The 17,524-nt window shown below is 55.2% G+C and carries 15 protein-coding genes; 2 read left to right on the top strand and 13 right to left on the bottom strand.

All coding sequences use genetic code 11. The features are described 5' to 3' along the window. Positions 1-9 precede the first annotated feature (9 nt). The 13 genes from thrP to trxA all read right to left on the bottom strand — a co-directional run bounded on the left by thrP (position 10) and on the right by trxA (position 14,615). A complete protein-coding gene (gene thrP, locus ACOTX1_RS10895) occupies positions 10-1,395 on the bottom strand; it encodes a bifunctional threonine/serine APC transporter ThrP (RefSeq protein ID WP_023315180.1) in 1,386 nt (461 codons plus the stop codon). Positions 1,396-1,593: 198 nt separating this feature from the next. Continuing rightward, complete coding sequence (gene wecG, locus ACOTX1_RS10900; RefSeq protein ID WP_023315179.1) at positions 1,594-2,334, bottom strand: lipopolysaccharide N-acetylmannosaminouronosyltransferase; 741 nt, start codon at positions 2,332-2,334, stop codon at positions 1,594-1,596. 12 nt (positions 2,335-2,346) lie between these two features. Further along, the gene (wzyE, locus tag ACOTX1_RS10905; RefSeq protein WP_023315178.1) at positions 2,347-3,699 is read right to left on the bottom strand and encodes an ECA oligosaccharide polymerase; all 1,353 of its coding nucleotides are present in this window, start codon (positions 3,697-3,699) and stop codon (positions 2,347-2,349) included. Continuing rightward, positions 3,696-4,775 (bottom strand): TDP-N-acetylfucosamine:lipid II N-acetylfucosaminyltransferase, encoded by a 1,080-nt coding sequence (locus ACOTX1_RS10910; RefSeq protein WP_022650167.1) that lies wholly within the window; start codon positions 4,773-4,775, stop codon positions 3,696-3,698. The genes wzyE and ACOTX1_RS10910 overlap by 4 nt, the downstream gene beginning before the upstream one ends. Next, a complete protein-coding gene (gene wzxE / locus ACOTX1_RS10915) occupies positions 4,772-6,022 on the bottom strand; it encodes a lipid III flippase WzxE (protein ID WP_023315177.1) in 1,251 nt (416 codons plus the stop codon). The genes ACOTX1_RS10910 and wzxE overlap by 4 nt, the downstream gene beginning before the upstream one ends. A 1-nt stretch (position 6,023) precedes the next feature. After that, positions 6,024-7,154: a dTDP-4-amino-4,6-dideoxygalactose transaminase gene (gene rffA, locus ACOTX1_RS10920; RefSeq protein WP_022650166.1), complete on the bottom strand. Its 1,131-nt coding sequence runs from the start codon at positions 7,152-7,154 to the stop codon at positions 6,024-6,026. A 4-nt stretch (positions 7,155-7,158) separates the two neighbouring features. Beyond that, positions 7,159-7,836 (bottom strand): dTDP-4-amino-4,6-dideoxy-D-galactose acyltransferase, encoded by a 678-nt coding sequence (gene rffC / locus ACOTX1_RS10925; RefSeq protein ID WP_022650165.1) that lies wholly within the window; start codon positions 7,834-7,836, stop codon positions 7,159-7,161. Further along, a complete protein-coding gene (wecC, locus tag ACOTX1_RS10930) occupies positions 7,833-9,095 on the bottom strand; it encodes a UDP-N-acetyl-D-mannosamine dehydrogenase (protein WP_022650164.1) in 1,263 nt (420 codons plus the stop codon). Before wecC ends, rffC begins: the two co-directional genes overlap by 4 nt. Beyond that, positions 9,092-10,222: a non-hydrolyzing UDP-N-acetylglucosamine 2-epimerase gene (gene wecB / locus ACOTX1_RS10935; protein WP_032608211.1), complete on the bottom strand. Its 1,131-nt coding sequence runs from the start codon at positions 10,220-10,222 to the stop codon at positions 9,092-9,094. Before wecB ends, wecC begins: the two co-directional genes overlap by 4 nt. Positions 10,223-10,278: 56 nt before the next feature. Continuing rightward, positions 10,279-11,325: an ECA polysaccharide chain length modulation protein gene (wzzE, locus tag ACOTX1_RS10940; protein ID WP_017383601.1), complete on the bottom strand. Its 1,047-nt coding sequence runs from the start codon at positions 11,323-11,325 to the stop codon at positions 10,279-10,281. A 13-nt stretch (positions 11,326-11,338) separates the two neighbouring features. Then, positions 11,339-12,442 (bottom strand): UDP-N-acetylglucosamine--undecaprenyl-phosphate N-acetylglucosaminephosphotransferase, encoded by a 1,104-nt coding sequence (wecA, locus tag ACOTX1_RS10945; RefSeq protein ID WP_001050933.1) that lies wholly within the window; start codon positions 12,440-12,442, stop codon positions 11,339-11,341. Between the two features lie 242 nt (positions 12,443-12,684). Further along, positions 12,685-13,944 carry a transcription termination factor Rho gene (rho, locus tag ACOTX1_RS10950; protein ID WP_001054528.1) on the bottom strand — a complete coding sequence of 420 codons (1,260 nt, stop codon included), beginning with the start codon at positions 13,942-13,944 and terminating at the stop codon, positions 12,685-12,687. A 341-nt stretch (positions 13,945-14,285) separates the two neighbouring features. Beyond that, positions 14,286-14,615, bottom strand: a complete 330-nt coding sequence (trxA, locus tag ACOTX1_RS10955) for a thioredoxin TrxA (protein WP_006812392.1) — start codon at positions 14,613-14,615, stop codon at positions 14,286-14,288. Between the two features lie 144 nt (positions 14,616-14,759). On the opposite strand from trxA, the gene rhlB reads away from it, so the two are divergent. Then, positions 14,760-16,028: an ATP-dependent RNA helicase RhlB gene (rhlB, locus tag ACOTX1_RS10960; RefSeq protein ID WP_003860827.1), complete on the top strand. Its 1,269-nt coding sequence runs from the start codon at positions 14,760-14,762 to the stop codon at positions 16,026-16,028. 6 nt (positions 16,029-16,034) lie between these two features. Further along, positions 16,035-17,519, top strand: coding sequence for a guanosine-5'-triphosphate,3'-diphosphate diphosphatase (gene gppA / locus ACOTX1_RS10965; protein ID WP_003860828.1), 1,485 nt, complete (start codon positions 16,035-16,037; stop codon positions 17,517-17,519). Positions 17,520-17,524 lie beyond the last annotated feature (5 nt).

Below are 17,524 nucleotides of genomic sequence, written 5' to 3' on the forward strand. Positions count from 1 at the left end.
TTTTGCCGCTTATTCCTCCACTTTATGGGCGGAGCCACGGCGACCCAGGCCAAAAAGTTTATATGCAGCTGTGACGGCAGCCAGGAAGATCATCCCGACAAACAGCGACATGCGGGTATCTTCATTAAAGTACATTCCAATTAATACGCAAATCAGGAACGCCATCGTCAAATAGTTCGCATACGGGAACAGAATGGAGCGGAACGGATGGCTGGCGATCGCTTTTTTGTGCGCCTGCCGGAAACGCAACTGGCTAATCAAAATGACAAACCACGGTACCATCCCCGGCAGCACGCTGGCGCTATAGACGTAAACAAACACGCGCTGCGGATTTGGGATGATGTAGTTCAGGCAAGAGCCAATCAGCAAAATCACAATCGACACCGCTACGCCCGCCACCGGTACACCTACGCGGGAGACTTTGCCCATCACAGCCGGCAGCTGTTTGTTTTGCGAGAGCGCGTAAAGCATACGCCCACAGCTGTACATTCCGCTGTTACAGCCGGAAAGCGCCGCCGTCAGTACCACAAAGTTGATAATGGCGGCTGCCGCCGTGATGCCAATCTTAGCGAAAGTTAAGACAAACGGGCTGCCGGTGGTGCCGATCTCGTTCCATGGGAAAATGGTCACGATAACGAAGATCGCGCCCACATAGAAAATCAGGATACGCCACAGCACCTTGCCTACCGCGCTACGCAGTGTGACCTGCGGGTTTTTCGCCTCACCGGCGGTAATGCCGATCAGCTCAACGCCCTGATAGGAGGCGACAACGATACAGAGCGCCGTCAGAAAGCCCTTCCAGCCACCCGCAAAGAAGCCGCCGTGCCCGGTCAGGTTACCGAAACCGACAGCGTGCCCGCCGTTACCGAAGCCAAAGAAGATGACACCCAGACCCACAACAATCATCACGATGATGGTGGTAACTTTGATCATCGCAAACCAGAATTCGATTTCACCGTAAAGACGAACGGCGGCAAGGTTCGCCAGCGCCACTAGCCCTACGGCAATAAGCGCGGGTATCCACTGGGCCATCTCCGGGAACCAGAACTGCACGTAGACCCCGATGGCGGTGATCTCCGAAATCCCGACGGCCATCCACATAAACCAGTACGACCAGGCCGTGAGATAACCAAAGAACGGGCTCATATACCGGTGGGCGTAAACAGCGAAAGAGCCCGTTACCGGCTCCAGGAACAGCATTTCGCCCATTGAGCGCATGATGAAGAAGACGAACAGTCCGGCAATAATATACGCCAGCAGGACGGAAGGCCCCGCCCATTTCAGCGTGCTTGCCGAGCCCATAAACAGGCCAACGCCGATAGTCCCGCCCAGCGCGATCAATTCAATATGTCGAGCTTCCAGCCCACGCTGAAGCTCCGGTTTTTTCTCTGCCATAATTCCTCGGTTGTGTTTGCTGTTTCCCGACTTATTGCCGGGTATTGTTTTTGAGGGGTACTGAAATACGGAGCGAATGGTTTCTTAAATTCTGGCAAATGGCAAACAATGCATTAAAAAAATGAATGCATTGCACAGAAATTCAGCAGCTTTGCAGGGGGCGTTGCAGCGCGAACAGCAGATCGCGCTGCATATTGATTACATTTTCCCGGTGTAGTGCCAGGCGAGGTAGCGCAGAAGACGAATCTGTCGTTTGATTCGTGTCGGTTGAGAAAGCAGGCGGTAGAGCCACTCCAGCCCCAGGTTTTGCCAGACTTTGGGCGCACGCTTAACGTGGCCGGTAAAGACGTCGTAGGTGCCGCCGACGCCCATATAGAGCGCATCCGGGCTGACCAGACGGCAATCGCGCATCAGAATTTCCTGCCGCGGCGACCCCATGGCGACAGTGACAATTTTCGCCCCGCTGTCGCGTACGCGCTCATATAACGCCTGGCGATCTTCCGGCCTGAAATAGCCATCCTGACTGCCCACGATGTTAACATTCCACTGGTTACGCAGCTTTTGTTCGGTCTGCGCCAGCACCTCTGGCTTGCCGCCGATCAAAAATACCGGCGTGCCTTCAGCGCCTGCGCGTTCCATAAGCCGCTCCCAAAGGTCAGCTCCCGCCACGCGAGACACATTAGCGTCTGGAAACTTTTTACGAATTGAACGCACCACGCTAATACCGTCTGCGTATTTAAACTCCGCGGCTTCAATCAGGCTTTTCACTTCCGCATTATCTTCAACCGCCAGCATTTTTTCTGCGTTGATGGCCACCAGCGTGCCCGATTTCATCTGCCCGTCCGCGAACAGAAAATCCAGCGCGTGCTGCATGTCTCGCCAGCCAATCAGCTGTAGCCCGCGCAGCGTATAACGCGGGGCTGAAGTTGTATCCGTCATGATAATCCCTACTCAGACTTGCGACAGCGTTGTGCTGCCCTGTGGCTCACGTCTGTGCACAAGCCCTGCACTGTCAAACAACCAGTACAGCAGTTTTGCCAGCAGCAGACAGAGTCCGAAAACGACCATAAAGAACACCACGCGTGAGACGAATGAATCCAGCCCCTCGCGCGCCAGAACGATCATATTGAAAATGGCACCGAAACAGAAACTGTGCAAAACAGCGGCTTTGTAGCGGTTGGTCTCTTCATTACCCAGCGTATATAGCCAGTCGAACCATTTTATTATCAGCCCGACCGCGATCGCGCCCGGCAGGATAAACCACGTTCCGCCCATCACTACCAGCGAGCCAATCAGGGTTGGGGAAATCGCCAGGCCCGAATGGTTGTTCAGCACTTCCCAGGTAAAGTAGTTCGCCGTGTTCAGGACAATACCGGGACGGTCGGGCCACAGCCACGTCGGTATAAAGACATAGAAATCGCGAACAATCGGCGCCACCCCCTGGAATTCGATTTTGTCGTAGTTTTGCAGCAGCAATGCCAGGTTTTCCCACGGCGAGAAGGTGTCGCGCGTCAGATACAGGAAGGTATAAAACGCTTCGTCGCCCGCCACGTTCAGTCCGTAGCGCTTCAGCGCCAGCCAGAACATCCCCACAATGCCAAAGACGCCTGCCGCCGCCAGCATCCACAGCGAGATCCAGCCGCGAATAATGCCAATAAACAGGAAAATCGCGAAGGCGATAATGATGTTGGCACGGGTGCCGCCGACGATCATGTAGGTCAGAATGCCAAATGCGACGGTGCTGACCAGGAAGAACAGCCAGGCTTTGCTGTCCTGACGCAGGAAAAAGACCACCAGCATCGCCGGAATGAAGAAATAGAAGAAACGCTTGAGCGCGACACCAGAGACTTCGGCGGAGAAAATCTGGCTATAGGACTGTAACTTAAACAGTAAAAAGCCGTTATGCATGAAGAAAATCGCCACGCTGACGAGGGCGATGGTCATCAGCATAACCCACGTCAGATGGGTTTCTACCCGGTTCATGGTAAACAGCGCACGACGGGGTGCGGTGTCTTTCGCCGCGCGCAGGCGCGTTTTATAGGTGACGTAATACACCGCGTAGAAGCAGGTCGCAGAGAGCAGTGCCTGCAACAAGATTTCCGGCGGAGCGACGCCAACATCAAAGCGGAACACGAGGATGCTGGTCAGCGGGAAGCCAAAGAAAAAGGTCAGCAAAAACAGCAGCGAGAAGAAAACGTTGAAGTTAAAACGTACGCGCCGGAACTCAAACCAGGTGAGCGTGGCGATAAACAGCGTGCTCAGCAGCCAGACCACCAGCAAGCCGCTAAATTGCAACTGGCTCATGCGTTGTCTCCTGAAGCAATACGCAGCGCGTGGTGCCACGGCGTGAGGTAGTTCGGGCTGAAAAAGTCGATGCTATTTTTATCCACCAGCGTGAGCTGACGCTGCGCTTCCCGTACTACCTCGACATTAAGCGTGTCAGAGGTAAACAGCACAGGAATATGCTGTTCGGCCATGTCCTGCCAGAACGGGTTTTCGCGGTTGAGCACGCACGGTACGCCCGCCTGAATCAGCAGACACAGCGTACCAATCCCCTGCTGACGGGCAAAAATGAAATAGCCCAGATCGCATTTTCGCAGGAGCGCGAGATAGTCATCAAATTCCAGCTTATCGTTGAGAATGTGCAGATTTTCCGCGCTAAACAGCGCAAGCCCCTGCTGGCGAACGTCATTGATGTAGGCGTCGTTATTGGCGGGATAGCCCATCGGCACCACTACGTTCACCGTATCGCCAAACTGCTGATGTACCGCCCGCAGCGCCGCGACATGCTCGTTACTGCGATCGCCGGAATTTCCCACCAGGATGGTCAGTTTGCCCTCACGAATCGCGTCATTCGCCAGGGTGTTCAGCGCCGGATCCATACGGGTCGGAAAATAGAGCAGCTCCCCGCGAACCTTCGGGTGCTGTTTAGCAAAATAGTTGAGATCGCCACGGGTAGCAAAAACGCAGCCCACGCGCGCCTGGGCCAGACGACGCAGCGGATAGAAAAGACGGAACTTCCAGCCACGGGAGACTTCGTAGAGATCCGCTCCCCAGATATGCCAGCTGAACTGGGAAGGTTTGATCCCGCCGCTTAACAGCGCCAGCCACAGGCCGGTGTTGAACTGTCCGTGGAAGAAGAAACGCTGGCTTCGGTCCGCTTTGGCTTTCGCGACAACGGCTTTGGTCAGCGCCGCTTTGTCTGGCCAGAAGGTGATGTGCAATGCCGGACACGCCGCGCTCAGACCGTTATCGCGTCCAACGACCATAAACTCGCGCGCATCGGGCGTGCCGGATGCCAGTTCATCATTGAAGAAACGTAGAACGGTCTGGTTGTGATGCGGGATATCCGATCCCAGTATGTGTATCAGTGCAGTCATGCGCGTTTACGCCAAAGTAAAAATACGCCGCAACAGGCAGCGAAATAAACGATATAAGTTGCCATATAGGCCTGAGCCGCCCCCAGCGCACCGTGGGTGGGGATCAGCCAGTGAGAAAATGCCGTCAGCAGCGCAAACTGGCCGATCTCTGCCAGGATATACAACCGCAGCGAAGCCTTCGCAATCACCAGATAGCCGAAAACGTATGCCCCCACTTTCAGCACATCGCCGACCAGTTGCCAGGCAAACAGATCGCGCATGGCGGTAAACTTCGCCGAAAACAGCAGCCAGATGGCGAAATCACGCAGTAACCAGACGGTAAAGCTGGCGATCGCAACCGCCGGCAATACAAAACGCAGGGAGCGAAAAATCTCGCGGGTAATATCCTGCCTGGAAGTCAGGCGCGATAAGGTTGGCAGTAAATAGACGCTAAAGGAAGCCGTAATAAATTGGAGGTAAGCATCTGAAATGCCGCTCACGCCCTGCCAGATCCCCACTTCATCCCAGCTGTAATGCGCTGCCAGCAGGTTTCGCATCATCACGTAGGCAACGGGAAGCGTTACCGAAGTGATGAGCGCCATCAGGGTAAACTTACCGAGCTGCCCCGCCAGTATCTTGTCCCACTGCGGTTTCAGGTAACTCAGCGGGACATTGCCTCTGCGCATCAGCATAAACGCAGCCGGAATGACAACGAGCGCAGGCACCAGCGCCAGCCCCAGCAGCGCGCCTTCATAGCCGCCCAGCCGATAACAAAAGTAGTAGGCGATAACGCCGATGATGCTGCCGAGGATCAGCGCCAGCGCATTCCCGGCGGCATCACGGAAGCCTTTCATCAGCGCCAGCAGCAGGTTCGCCCAGGCGATCCCCATCTGAACCAGCGCCACCAGGCGCACCAGCCCCTGATAATGCGTGTGTCCGAACAGCCCCTGGCTGATGGGTGCCGCCGCCAGCAAAAAGACGACGGCCAGCAACGTAGAGAAGCCCAGCACCATAGCCGAGGAGGTGCCCACCACCGTGCGGAGCTTTTCGGCATCGTCATGATGCTGCGCGACGTATTTGGTGACGCCATTGAATATCCCGGCTCCCGCCAGCACGCCAAGCACCGTGACCAGCTGGCGGAAGTTCCCTGCCAGCCCAACGCCTGACGGACCAAATGAGACGGCCAGCAGCTTGACGACCAGTAACCCGGCGCCAATTTTTACTAGCGTGGACGCTGCCGTCCACACCGACGCTTTTGCCAGAGACATATCAGGCGAAATAACTCAGAAGCGAATTGATCACCGTACGCTGGTTCACCGGCGCGAGGTTGTAGAACAGGGGCAGGCGGAGCAGACGTTCGCTCTCTTTGGTGGTGTAGCGGTCTTCACCGGCAAACATCCCGAAGGCTTCGCCAGCCGGGCTGGAGTGCAGCGGAATATAGTGGAATACCGCCATAATTTCCGCCTCTTTCAGCCAGGCAATCAGCTTGCTGCGATCGTCGTTATCGCGCAGCTTGATGTAGAACATGTGAGCGTTGTGGATGCAGTCTGCCGGAACAGTCGGCAGTTCAATACGTCCGGCTTTTGCCAGCGGCTCCAGCGCGTCGTAGTAGGTTTGCCACAGGGAGAGGCGTTGCAGATTGATGCGCTCTGCCGCTTCCAGCTGCGCCCAGAGATACGCGGCCTGCAAATCCGCCATCAGGTAGCTTGAGCCGATATCGCGCCAGGTATACTTATCCACCTGACCGCGGAAGAACTGGCTGCGGTTGGTCCCTTTTTCACGGATCACCTCCGCACGCTCCACCAGGGCACGATCGTTAATCAGCGTCGCGCCGCCTTCGCCGCCTGCGGTGTAGTTTTTGGTTTCGTGGAAGCTAAAGCAGCCGATATGACCGATGGTGCCCAGCGCGCGACCTTTGTAGGTGGACATCACGCCCTGCGCGGCGTCTTCCACCACAAACAGGTTGTGCTTTTTGGCGATGGCCATGATGGTGTCCATCTCACAGGCCACGCCCGCGTAATGCACCGGCACAATCGCCCGCGTTTTGTCAGTGATCGCCGCTTCAATCAGCGTTTCGTCGATGTTCATGGTATCCGGACGGATATCCACAAACACGATTTTCGCCCCGCGCAGGACAAACGCGTTCGCCGTGGAGACGAAGGTGTAGCTCGGCATGATCACTTCATCGCCAGGCTGGATATCCAGCAGCAGCGCCGCCATCTCGAGCGATGCGGTACAGGACGGCGTCAGCAGCACCTTGGCACTGTGAAAACGTTGCTCCATCCACTGCTGGCAGCGGCGGGTAAAACCGCCGTCGCCACAGAGCTTGCCGCTGCCCATAGCCGACTGCATGTAATCAAGTTCAGTGCCCACAACGGGAGGCGCGTTAAATGGAATCATCTTGTCACCTGTATAACCAGTAGGCGGTGGCGTCGATGCTGGCACCACTCGCAATATAACGTTTAAGCGCAGCGGTGTTGCCCATCTGGGTTGCGACCCGCAGCGTCGATACCTGTTGTTGCTCCGCCCAGTGCAGCGCCGCCTGCATGAGTTTCTCGCCCATGCCGCGCCCGGCTAACAATCCGATGCGCGCCTCGTGCTCGGTGAGCCTGCGAAGCGAAACAAAACCCTGAATCTGTCCCCCGTCAGTACGGAACACCAGACAGACGTGGTCAAACGTGCCTTTGACCGCATTCTCTATCCACTGAGCATAAAAGCGACCGCTGTCATCGGGCGCATACCAGGGCGCCCGGAAACGGCTCTGAGCGAAGGCCAGCGCCGCCATCTTGCGCAGCGTGGGGATATCCTGCTCCGTTGCAATTTCCGCGCCCGGTGAGGCGTAGCGAGCCACGGTAACAGAGAGATCAACCTCGCCCTCGACCAGCCGGAATCCGTGCTGCTGGAGGGCGTCCAGCAGATCGGCGCGGTCCGCCGGGATCTTAGCCTGTACGCGCTGCCAGGCGCTGAAGTCTGCGTCCTGCAACGCAGGGGCATTGTCGCGCAGACGCACTATCGCTGAGGGACGCGCAAAAAATGCGCTTTCCCACTCAAGGGACTCCAGCACGCCGTTGAGGATACTCAACGCCACACGCCTTTGGTATCAACAACATACTGCTGACGTACGGCATCACCGGAGACCGCTTTAAACGCATTGTGATCCACCAGCAGCACCAGCACATCCGCCGTCGCCAGCGCGTCATCCAGGGCGGTAAGGGTGCAGTGACCGGCAAGTTTTGCCGGCAACGCATGAATATTCGGCTCAACCACCAGCGTTTCACCGCTGTGCCAGGCAGCGATCATTTCGGCAATTTCCATCGCCGGGCTTTCGCGCAGATCGTCAATATTCGGTTTGAATGCCAGACCAAAGCAGGCAATTTTCAGCTCACTGGCGCGTTTGCCGCTGTCGGCCAGGCAATCCGCGACCGTGGCTTTGACCTGGTTGATAACCCAGTGCGGTTTATGGTCGTTTACTTCGCGCGCGGTGCGAATCAGGCGTGCCTGTTCCGGGTTCTGCGCCACGATAAACCACGGATCGACCGCGATGCAGTGCCCACCCACGCCCGGCCCCGGCTGAAGGATGTTCACGCGGGGGTGACGGTTGGCAAGGCGAATAAGTTCCCAGACGTTAATCCCCTGATCGGCGCAAATCAACGACAGTTCATTCGCAAACGCGATGTTAACGTCGCGGAAACTGTTTTCGGTCAGTTTGCACATCTCGGCGGTGCGGGAGTTGGTCACCACACATTCGCCTTCAAGGAAAATTTTATACAGCTCGCTGGCGCGCGCGGAGCAGACTGGCGTCATGCCGCCAATCACGCGGTCATTTTTAATCAGTTCCACCATCACCTGGCCTGGCAGTACGCGCTCAGGGCAGTAGGCGATATTGATATCGGCCTGGTCGCCCACCTGCTGGGGGAAGCTAAGATCGGGACGCGCCTCGGCCAGCCACTGTGCCATCTGCTCGGTTGCCCCAACAGGTGAAGTAGACTCAAGGATAACCAGCGCCCCTTTCTTCAGCACAGGCGCAATAGATTTTGCCGCCGCCTCGACGTAAACCATGTCAGGCTCATGATCGCCTTTAAAGGGCGTTGGAACCGCAATCAGGTACGCATCGGCTTCTACCGGCGTGGTGCTGGCGCGCAGGAAGCCACCGTCCACCGCCTTTTTCACCACGCGATCGAGATCGGGCTCCACGATATGAATTTCGCCACGGTTGATGGTTTCCACCGCGTGCGCGTTGATATCTACGCCAACGACCTGCTTTTGACGAGAGGCAAAGGCCGCCGCAGTAGGCAGCCCGATATAGCCAAGACCAACAACAGAGATGGTAGTAAAACTCATAGCGTTACCCGATTGTGTTTAAGTGCGTGCAAAATACGACCACAAGCCTGCCCGTCACCGTACGGATTGTGGGCCCGGCTCATCGCCTGATACTCTTCATCGTCATGCAGTAAGCGCGTGACCTCTTCGACAATACGACGCGGATCCGTTCCCACCAGACGTACGGTACCAGCAGTGACCGCTTCCGGGCGTTCGGTGGTTTCACGCATCACCAGTACCGGCTTACCGAGTGAAGGCGCCTCTTCCTGAATGCCGCCAGAATCGGTCAGGATCAGCCAGGCGTGGTTCATCAGCCAGACAAATGGCAGATAGTCCTGCGGCTCGATCAGGAGCACGTTTTCCACGTGACCCAGGATACGGTTGACCGGTTCGCTAACGTTCGGGTTGAGGTGCACCGGATAGACAATCTGCACATCCTCGTTCTGCGCGGCGATTTCAGCCAGCGCGTGGCAGATTTGCTCAAAGCCACGGCCAAAGCTTTCGCGGCGGTGGCCCGTCACCAGAATCGTTTTCTTGCCGTTGTTCAGGAACGGATAGCGCGCAGCAAGTTCTGCCTGAAGCTCGCTGTTAGCCAGCACGCGGTCACGCACCCAAATCAGCGCATCAATGACCGTATTGCCGGTGACGAAGATCTTGCTGTCGCTGATATTTTCGCGCAGCAGGTTTTGGCGTGAGTTCTCGGTTGGCGCAAAATGGTACATCGCCAGGTGACCGGTGAGCGTACGGTTGGCCTCTTCCGGCCACGGGGAATAGAGATTGCCGGTACGCAGACCCGCTTCAATATGACCAACGGGGATACGCTGATAGAACGCGGCCAGGCTGGTTGCCACGGTAGTGGTGGTGTCGCCGTGCACCAGCACTACATCCGGCCTGAACGACTCCAGAATAGGCTTTAATTCTTGCAGAATACGGCAGGTTATTTCCGTCAGTCCCTGTCCCGGTTTCATTATATTGAGATCGTAATCCGGGACGATAGAAAAGAGGGTTAAGACCTGATCGAGCATCTCACGGTGCTGGGCAGTCACGCACACTTTCGCTTCAATATCAGGATCTCTGGCCAGCGCATGAACCAGAGGCGCCATCTTGATGGCCTCCGGCCTGGTGCCAAATACGGTTAGTACTTTCACATCGATTCTCTTCGATTAGACGATGAAGGCCACAGCCTTCATCGTAGACGGCGTTCTTAGTTTGTGCGGCGACGCAATAACGCTACGCCAGCGCCAGTCAGTGCGCCCACAATCCCCCACATGATCATCAGGAATGCGCGACGCGGACTATCGCGTTTTACAGGCTCTTCAGGCGTTCTTAAATAACGATAGGTCTGAAAACGCGGGTCCAGCGTTGGACCGACGTTGAGCGTATTGAGCATGGCGCGGTTTTGGTCGTAATCAAGGTCAAAGTCAGGGCCTACGGCCTGGATATTTTCCAGACGAGCCTGAAGCATTGGGCGACCAAGAAGGAACATTTCTGAATCCGGGAGTTCGTCCGCCGGAACATCCGTTTCGCTACGGGAAATATTGTGCTGTTCCGCAATCTTCAGCGCCTGCTCAAGATTATGCACGCGACGGGCGAAGATGGCCTTAGCGACCTCTTCCTGGCGTTTGACCTGCGCTTTCATCTGGATAGTGCGCGCAGCCCAGGCGCCTTTCAGCTCGTCATTCAAATGACTGGCCGCGCGCTGGCTGGCAAAAGCAACGTACTGACGCAACAGGTTATTGGCGTCCGGCGCCGTTTCCGCAATCAGCTTCACGCTGTCGCTAACGTTACGAAGCACATCGCCAGGCATAAACTGAATGTTATTAATCAGATCATCCAGCAGCGCGGCATCCGCTTTGCTGTTACCGACCATGCGCTGCTTGTAGTAGTCCGTCTGGGACCAGAAATCGCGACGTGTATCCCACGACGCCAGCTGCATCACAAACTCTTTGTAGGATTCATCCATCACCGAGGCCTGATCCGGGGTCGCCAGATTGGCCTTGATATCAAGATTACGCAGGAATTGCTGCTGGGAGTAATAGCCTCCAAGCATATTCACCGTTGGTCGGTCTGTGATCGCCGTGGCGCTCCACTCTTGTTTTGCAAAGAAGGTGTAAGCAAGCGCTAACAGCGCGAACCCCAGGGCAATCCCTACAATCCACAGTTTGCCCTGCCATAACACGCGAAACAAACCACGAATATCCAGCTCGTTCTCAGTGCCCACTGATTTCGCTCCCGCCAACGGTTGAGTCATCATAGTCCCGGTTTTACTTAGTTAATGTTGTGTTTTTGCCACTGTTCCGACGCATCCTGCGTTTTAAACGTTTAATAAAACGCGCGACTTTCCATGCACGCTTGATGCAGTAACCGTACATGAAAAATGCTAGCAAGAATAATACCAACATTACCCATTCAGGAATGAAATGTGCGTATTCCGCGGCAACGCCAATCGCAGCCAGAATAGCAGCCGCAAGCGTAATCAACACAAATGCCTGACGAGACGTGAAGCCGGCGCGCATAATCAGGTGGTGAATATGCTGCCGATCGGGAGAAAACGGGCTCATCCCTTTACGCAGACGGCGGTACATAATAGCGACCATGTCCATCAGCGGGATGGCGATAATCCAGAGGGCCGTTACCGGGCTGATAGGGTGCGTTTTACCCTGCGTGGTTTCCAGCAGGACCCAGATAACCGTAAAGCCAATCAGGGTACTGCCCGCATCGCCCATAAAGACTTTATAGCGACGCCCTAACACACCCAGGTTCAGGCAGATGTATGGCAGGATGGCGGCAATCATAGCAAAGCACCACATTGACAGGCTGTACTGGCCGTCAAACCATAAGATGATGCCGATCGCGCCAAACGAAACAGAGGACAGCCCACCAAGCAGACCGTCTATACCGTCAACCATGTTAAAGGCGTTGATAGCCGCCCACACGGCAAACAGCGTCAGGAAGAAGCCGAATGGCCCAAGCACCAGCTCCCAGGGACCAAACACGTAGCCCAGGCTTCTGAGATAAAGGCCGCCTACCACCATCATAATGATGCCAATGGCCGCCTGTACCGTCGCGCGGAACTTCACGCTGATATCAAAACGATCATCAAGGGCGCCGACCAGTACCAGCACACCGGCACATGCCAGATAGAGTGCGGCATGGGGGATATAATAATCCGCGATCCCGAATGTGAAACAGATGCCTGCGTATACCGAAATGCCGCCCACCAGCGGAATAAGCCCCTGATGACGTTTACGGAAGTTCGGTTTGTCCACTAACCCAATTCTTTTTGCTACCTTGCGCGCAATGAACAAAAAACAGGTTGTGAATAAAAAAATACTGATCAGCTCAGTTACTGCAGTGAGTAGATTCACAATGGATTGCTCTCAACAAATGTTAGTCCCGGAAGTATAACCATGAAGCCTCTGCCTCAGAAGGATTAAAGATGGCTTCTCACAACTCCCTTTGTATGTTTTTCAATCAATTATTTCTTTGACTGTGCAAACATTCTTATTGTCGCACCGACAGGTCAAAATTGGGAGTGTGTGGTAATAGCGTATAGTCCATAAATAAAAAACGCCACGTAAAAACGTGGCGTTTACTGGGATTATTTGCGTTACGAGCGTTTCATCATGTCGAAGAAATCGTCGTTCGTTTTGGTCATCGCCAGTTTGTTGATGAGGAATTCCATTGCGTCGATTTCGCCCATTGGATGGATGATTTTGCGCAGGATCCACATTTTCTGAAGCTCTTCCTGAGTGGTAAGCAGCTCTTCTTTACGGGTACCGGAACGGTTGTAGTCGATCGCCGGGAAGACGCGTTTTTCTGCGATTTTACGAGAAAGGTGCAGTTCCATGTTGCCTGTACCTTTGAACTCTTCGTAGATAACTTCGTCCATTTTGGAGCCGGTATCGATCAGCGCCGTCGCGATAATGGTCAGGCTACCGCCCTCTTCCACGTTACGCGCCGCACCGAAGAAACGCTTCGGACGATGCAGGGCGTTGGCATCCACACCACCGGTCAGTACTTTACCGGAAGCCGGCACCACGGTGTTGTAGGCACGCGCCAGACGGGTGATGGAGTCGAGCAGGATGATCACATCTTTCTTGTGCTCAACCAGGCGTTTCGCCTTCTCGATAACCATTTCCGCAACCTGAACGTGGCGGGAAGCAGGCTCGTCGAAGGTAGACGCAACCACTTCCCCTTTCACCAGACGCTGCATCTCGGTCACTTCTTCCGGACGTTCGTCAATCAGCAGCACCATCAGCACACAGTCTGGGTGGTTGTAAGCAATGCTCTGCGCGATGTTTTGCAGCAGCATGGTTTTACCGGCTTTTGGCGGCGCTACAATCAGACCACGCTGGCCACGACCAATTGGCGATGCCAGATCCAGCACACGCGCGGTTAAGTCTTCAGTAGACCCGTTACCACGCTCCATGCGCAGGCGAGAGTTCGCGTGCAGCGGCGTTAAGTTCTCGAACAGGATCTTATTGCGGGAGTTTTCCGGTTTGTCGTAGTTGACTTCGTTAACCTTCAACAGCGCAAAGTAGCGTTCACCCTCTTTTGGAGGACGAATCTTACCTGAAATGGTGTCACCAGTGCGGAGGTTGAAACGGCGGATTTGGCTAGGGGATACGTAGATGTCGTCAGGGCCGGCGAGGTAGGAGCTGTCTGCGGAGCGGAGGAAACCAAATCCGTCTTGCAGTATCTCCAGCACACCGTCGCCAAAGATATCTTCGCCACTCTTAGCGTGCTGCTTCAGGATGGCGAAAATGATGTCCTGCTTGCGCATACGAGCCTGGTTTTCCAGTCCCATATTTTCGCCGAGAGTGATCAGCTCAGAAACCGGCGTATTCTTTAATTCGGTAAGATTCATAATGGTGTGGGTTCTTAAACTCGGGGTGATTCTCGAACTTAATGTTGTGAATGGTATGGCAGGGTCATCCATGCCTGTTTAGCGGCCATCACCTCATGTCTGTTCGCTGTCTGGTCACAGGGAAAGAACGCAGAACTGAAACGACAAGACGGATTGAGTGACAAGCCCGGAATCTAGCAACTTCACGCACTGTTTATGTTAACAACGGGAAGTATCGGGTAAAACAAGATTCAAACAACAAGATATGTTTAAAACGTAGTCATAGCTAACTTAGCACGACTAAAGCCGGGCGTCCAGATCTCGCCGTTAATTAGGCGCTCTGGACGCTCAGCTGAGAAACCTTACGCCAGGTTAGCGTCCAGGAACTCTTTCAGTTGACCTTTGGACAGTGCGCCCACTTTGGTCGCTGCCACGTCACCGTTCTTGAACAGCAGCAGGGTCGGGATGCCACGGATACCGTATTTTGGCGCGGTGCCCGGGTTCTGGTCGATGTTCAGCTTGGCAACGGTCAGTTTGCCCTGATATTCGTCAGCGATTTCATCCAGAATCGGAGCGATCATTTTGCAAGGACCACACCATTCAGCCCAGAAATCAACGAGGATCAGCCCGTCAGCTTTAAGTACGTCCGTGTCAAAACTGTCGTCAGTCAGGTGAATAATTTTATCGCTCATATATAACTCCACAGGAATAAGCCTGGTACGTTGGTTTTGTCTCCACCAACGACGTGTTGATGTCGCATTAACCAACTAAAGGTTGACTTTATTTCACCGGATACGCTTTCGTAAAGCAATAGTAAGCTGATATTCTACCACACTATGAGCAAAACACATTTAACAGAACAGAAGTTTTCCGACTTCGCCCTGCACCCAAAGGTGATCGAAGCCCTTGAAACTAAAGGGTTTCATAACTGCACGCCCATTCAGGCTCTCGCCCTGCCGCTGACGCTGGCCGGTCGCGATGTTGCAGGGCAGGCGCAAACCGGTACTGGCAAAACGATGGCGTTTTTAACGTCAACGTTTCATTATTTACTTTCTCACCCAGCGATTGCAGACCGCAAAGTTAACCAGCCGCGCGCGCTAATTATGGCCCCGACGCGAGAACTGGCGGTACAGATCCACGCAGACGCTGAGCCCCTGGCGCAAGCCACCGGCCTGAAACTTGGCCTGGCCTACGGCGGCGACGGCTACGATAAACAGCTGAAAGTGCTGGAAAGCGGCGTCGATATCCTGATTGGGACCACCGGCCGTCTTATCGACTACGCCAAACAGAACCATATCAACCTCGGCGCAATCCAGGTCGTGGTGCTGGATGAAGCAGACCGCATGTACGATCTGGGCTTCATTAAAGACATCCGCTGGCTGTTCCGCCGTATGCCTGCGGCAAACCAGCGTCTGAACATGCTGTTCTCCGCAACCCTGTCATACCGCGTACGTGAACTCGCATTCGAGCAGATGAACAATGCGGAATATGTGGAAGTAGAACCGGAGCAGAAAACCGGGCACCGCATTAAAGAAGAGCTTTTTTATCCTTCTAATGAAGAGAAAATGCGCCTGTTGCAAACCCTGATCGAAGAAGAGTGGCCGGATCGCGCGATTATCTTCGCGAACACCAAACACCGCTGTGAAGATATCTGGGGACACCTGGCGGCAGATGGTCACCGTGTGGGTCTGCTGACCGGCGACGTGGCGCAGAAAAAACGCCTGCGCATTCTCGACGAATTTACTCGTGGCGACCTTGATATTCTGGTCGCGACCGACGTGGCGGCCCGTGGCCTGCACATTCCAGCCGTGACGCACGTCTTTAACTATGACCTGCCAGATGACTGTGAAGACTATGTACACCGTATCGGTCGTACTGGTCGTGCAGGCGCAAGCGGTCACTCCATCAGCCTTGCGTGTGAAGAGTATGCGCTGAACCTTCCGGCCATTGAGACCTACATCGGTCACTCTATTCCACAGAGCAAATACAATCCGGAAGCGCTGTTAAGCGAGTTGCCGCCACCTAAGCGCCTTACACGTCCACGCTCCGGCAATGGCCCGCGTCGTTCCGGCGGTGCACCGCGTAATCGTCGTCGTTCAGGTTAAGAAAATATGCTCAGCTCCACCTCGCTTTATGCGGCAATTGATCTCGGTTCGAATAGTTTTCATATGCTGGTTGTGCGCGAGGTGGCGGGAAGCATACAAACGCTGACGCGCATTAAGCGCAAGGTCCGCCTCGCGGCGGGCCTGAGCAGCGATAATCATCTCTCCCCGGAAGCCATGGAACGTGGCTGGCAGTGTCTGCGTCTGTTTGCAGAACGTTTACAGGATATCCCGCTCAGTCAAATTCGCGTTGTTGCCACGGCGACCCTACGTCTTGCGGTTAACGCTGGCGATTTCATTGCCAGAGCACAGGAAATTCTGGGCTGTCCGGTGCAGGTCATCAGCGGTGAAGAAGAAGCGCGTCTGATTTATCAGGGTGTGGCGCATACGACCGGCGGCGACGATCGTCGTCTGGTGGTCGATATCGGTGGCGCCAGTACCGAACTGGTCACGGGCACAGGCGCGCAGGCGACGTCGCTCTTCAGCCTGTCAATGGGCTGTGTGACCTGGCTGGAACGCTACTTTACCGATCGAAACCTTGCCAAAGAGAATTTTGACGAGGCGGAAAACGCGGCGCGTGCGGTCCTGCGCCCGGTCATGGACGAACTGCGCTATCACGGCTGGAAAGTGTGTGTCGGCGCGTCCGGAACCGTGCAGGCGTTGCAGGAAATCATGATGGCACAGGGGATGGACGAGCGGATCACGCTTGCCAAACTCCAGCAGCTTAAACAGCGCGCCATCCAGTGTGGTCGTCTGGAAGAGCTTGAAATAGAAGGGCTGACGCTTGAACGCGCGCTGGTTTTCCCCAGTGGGCTCGCCATACTGATTGCCATTTTCACCGAGCTTAATATCCAGTGTATGACCCTGGCAGGCGGTGCGCTGCGTGAAGGTCTGGTCTACGGAATGCTGCACCAGTCGGTCGATCAGGACATCCGTAGCCGTACGCTGCGTAACGTTCAACGCCGCTTTATTGTGGATACCGACCAGGCGCAGAGAGTGAGTCAACTGGCGTCACAGTTTGCCGATCAGGTGAAAAAAAGCTGGGATATTGAACCGTTAAGCCGCGATCTGTTGCTAAGCGCCTGTGCGCTACATGAAATTGGTCTCAGCGTGGAGTACAAGCAGGCACCGCTGCACGCGGCCTGGCTGGTGCGTAATCTCGATTTGCCGGGTTATACGCCCGCCCAGAAGAAGCTGCTGGCCACCCTGCTGCTGAATCAGACTAACGCCGTCGATCTCTCTTCCCTTCACCAGCAGAACGCTGTGCCGCCGCGCGTGGCGGAGCATCTGTGTCGTCTGCTTCGGCTGGCGATCCTGTTTGCCAGTCGGCGTCGAGATGATTTGCTGCCAGCCATTACGCTGGCGGCAGACGATGAGAAACTGACGCTGACGCTACCGGAAAACTGGCTTGAGGATCATCCGCTTGGGGCGGAACTGATTGAGCAGGAGTACCAGTGGCAGAGCTATGTGCACTGGGCGCTTGATGTGAAGTGACCCTT

This window comes from Enterobacter cloacae complex sp. IR5401, assembly GCF_049238425.1.
In the GTDB taxonomy this organism is placed as follows: domain Bacteria; phylum Pseudomonadota; class Gammaproteobacteria; order Enterobacterales; family Enterobacteriaceae; genus Enterobacter; species Enterobacter hormaechei_C.

Excerpts from the sequence above, each read along its gene's own strand:
- thrP (WP_023315180.1), bottom strand. The coding sequence starts at position 1,395 with ATGGCAGAGAAAAAACCGGAGCTTCAGCGTGGGCTGGAAGCTCGACAT.
- wecG (WP_023315179.1), bottom strand. The coding sequence starts at position 2,334 with ATGACGGATACAACTTCAGCCCCGCGTTATACGCTGCGCGGGCTACAG.
- wzyE (WP_023315178.1), bottom strand. The coding sequence starts at position 3,699 with ATGAGCCAGTTGCAATTTAGCGGCTTGCTGGTGGTCTGGCTGCTGAGC.
- ACOTX1_RS10910 (WP_022650167.1), bottom strand. The coding sequence starts at position 4,775 with ATGACTGCACTGATACACATACTGGGATCGGATATCCCGCATCACAAC.
- wzxE (WP_023315177.1), bottom strand. The coding sequence starts at position 6,022 with ATGTCTCTGGCAAAAGCGTCGGTGTGGACGGCAGCGTCCACGCTAGTA.
- rffA (WP_022650166.1), bottom strand. The coding sequence starts at position 7,154 with ATGATTCCATTTAACGCGCCTCCCGTTGTGGGCACTGAACTTGATTAC.
- wecC (WP_022650164.1), bottom strand. The coding sequence starts at position 9,095 with ATGAGTTTTACTACCATCTCTGTTGTTGGTCTTGGCTATATCGGGCTG.
- wzzE (WP_017383601.1), bottom strand. The coding sequence starts at position 11,325 with ATGACTCAACCGTTGGCGGGAGCGAAATCAGTGGGCACTGAGAACGAG.
- rho (WP_001054528.1), bottom strand. The coding sequence starts at position 13,944 with ATGAATCTTACCGAATTAAAGAATACGCCGGTTTCTGAGCTGATCACT.
- trxA (WP_006812392.1), bottom strand. The coding sequence starts at position 14,615 with ATGAGCGATAAAATTATTCACCTGACTGACGACAGTTTTGACACGGAC.
- rhlB (WP_003860827.1), top strand. The coding sequence starts at position 14,760 with ATGAGCAAAACACATTTAACAGAACAGAAGTTTTCCGACTTCGCCCTG.
- gppA (WP_003860828.1), top strand. The coding sequence starts at position 16,035 with ATGCTCAGCTCCACCTCGCTTTATGCGGCAATTGATCTCGGTTCGAAT.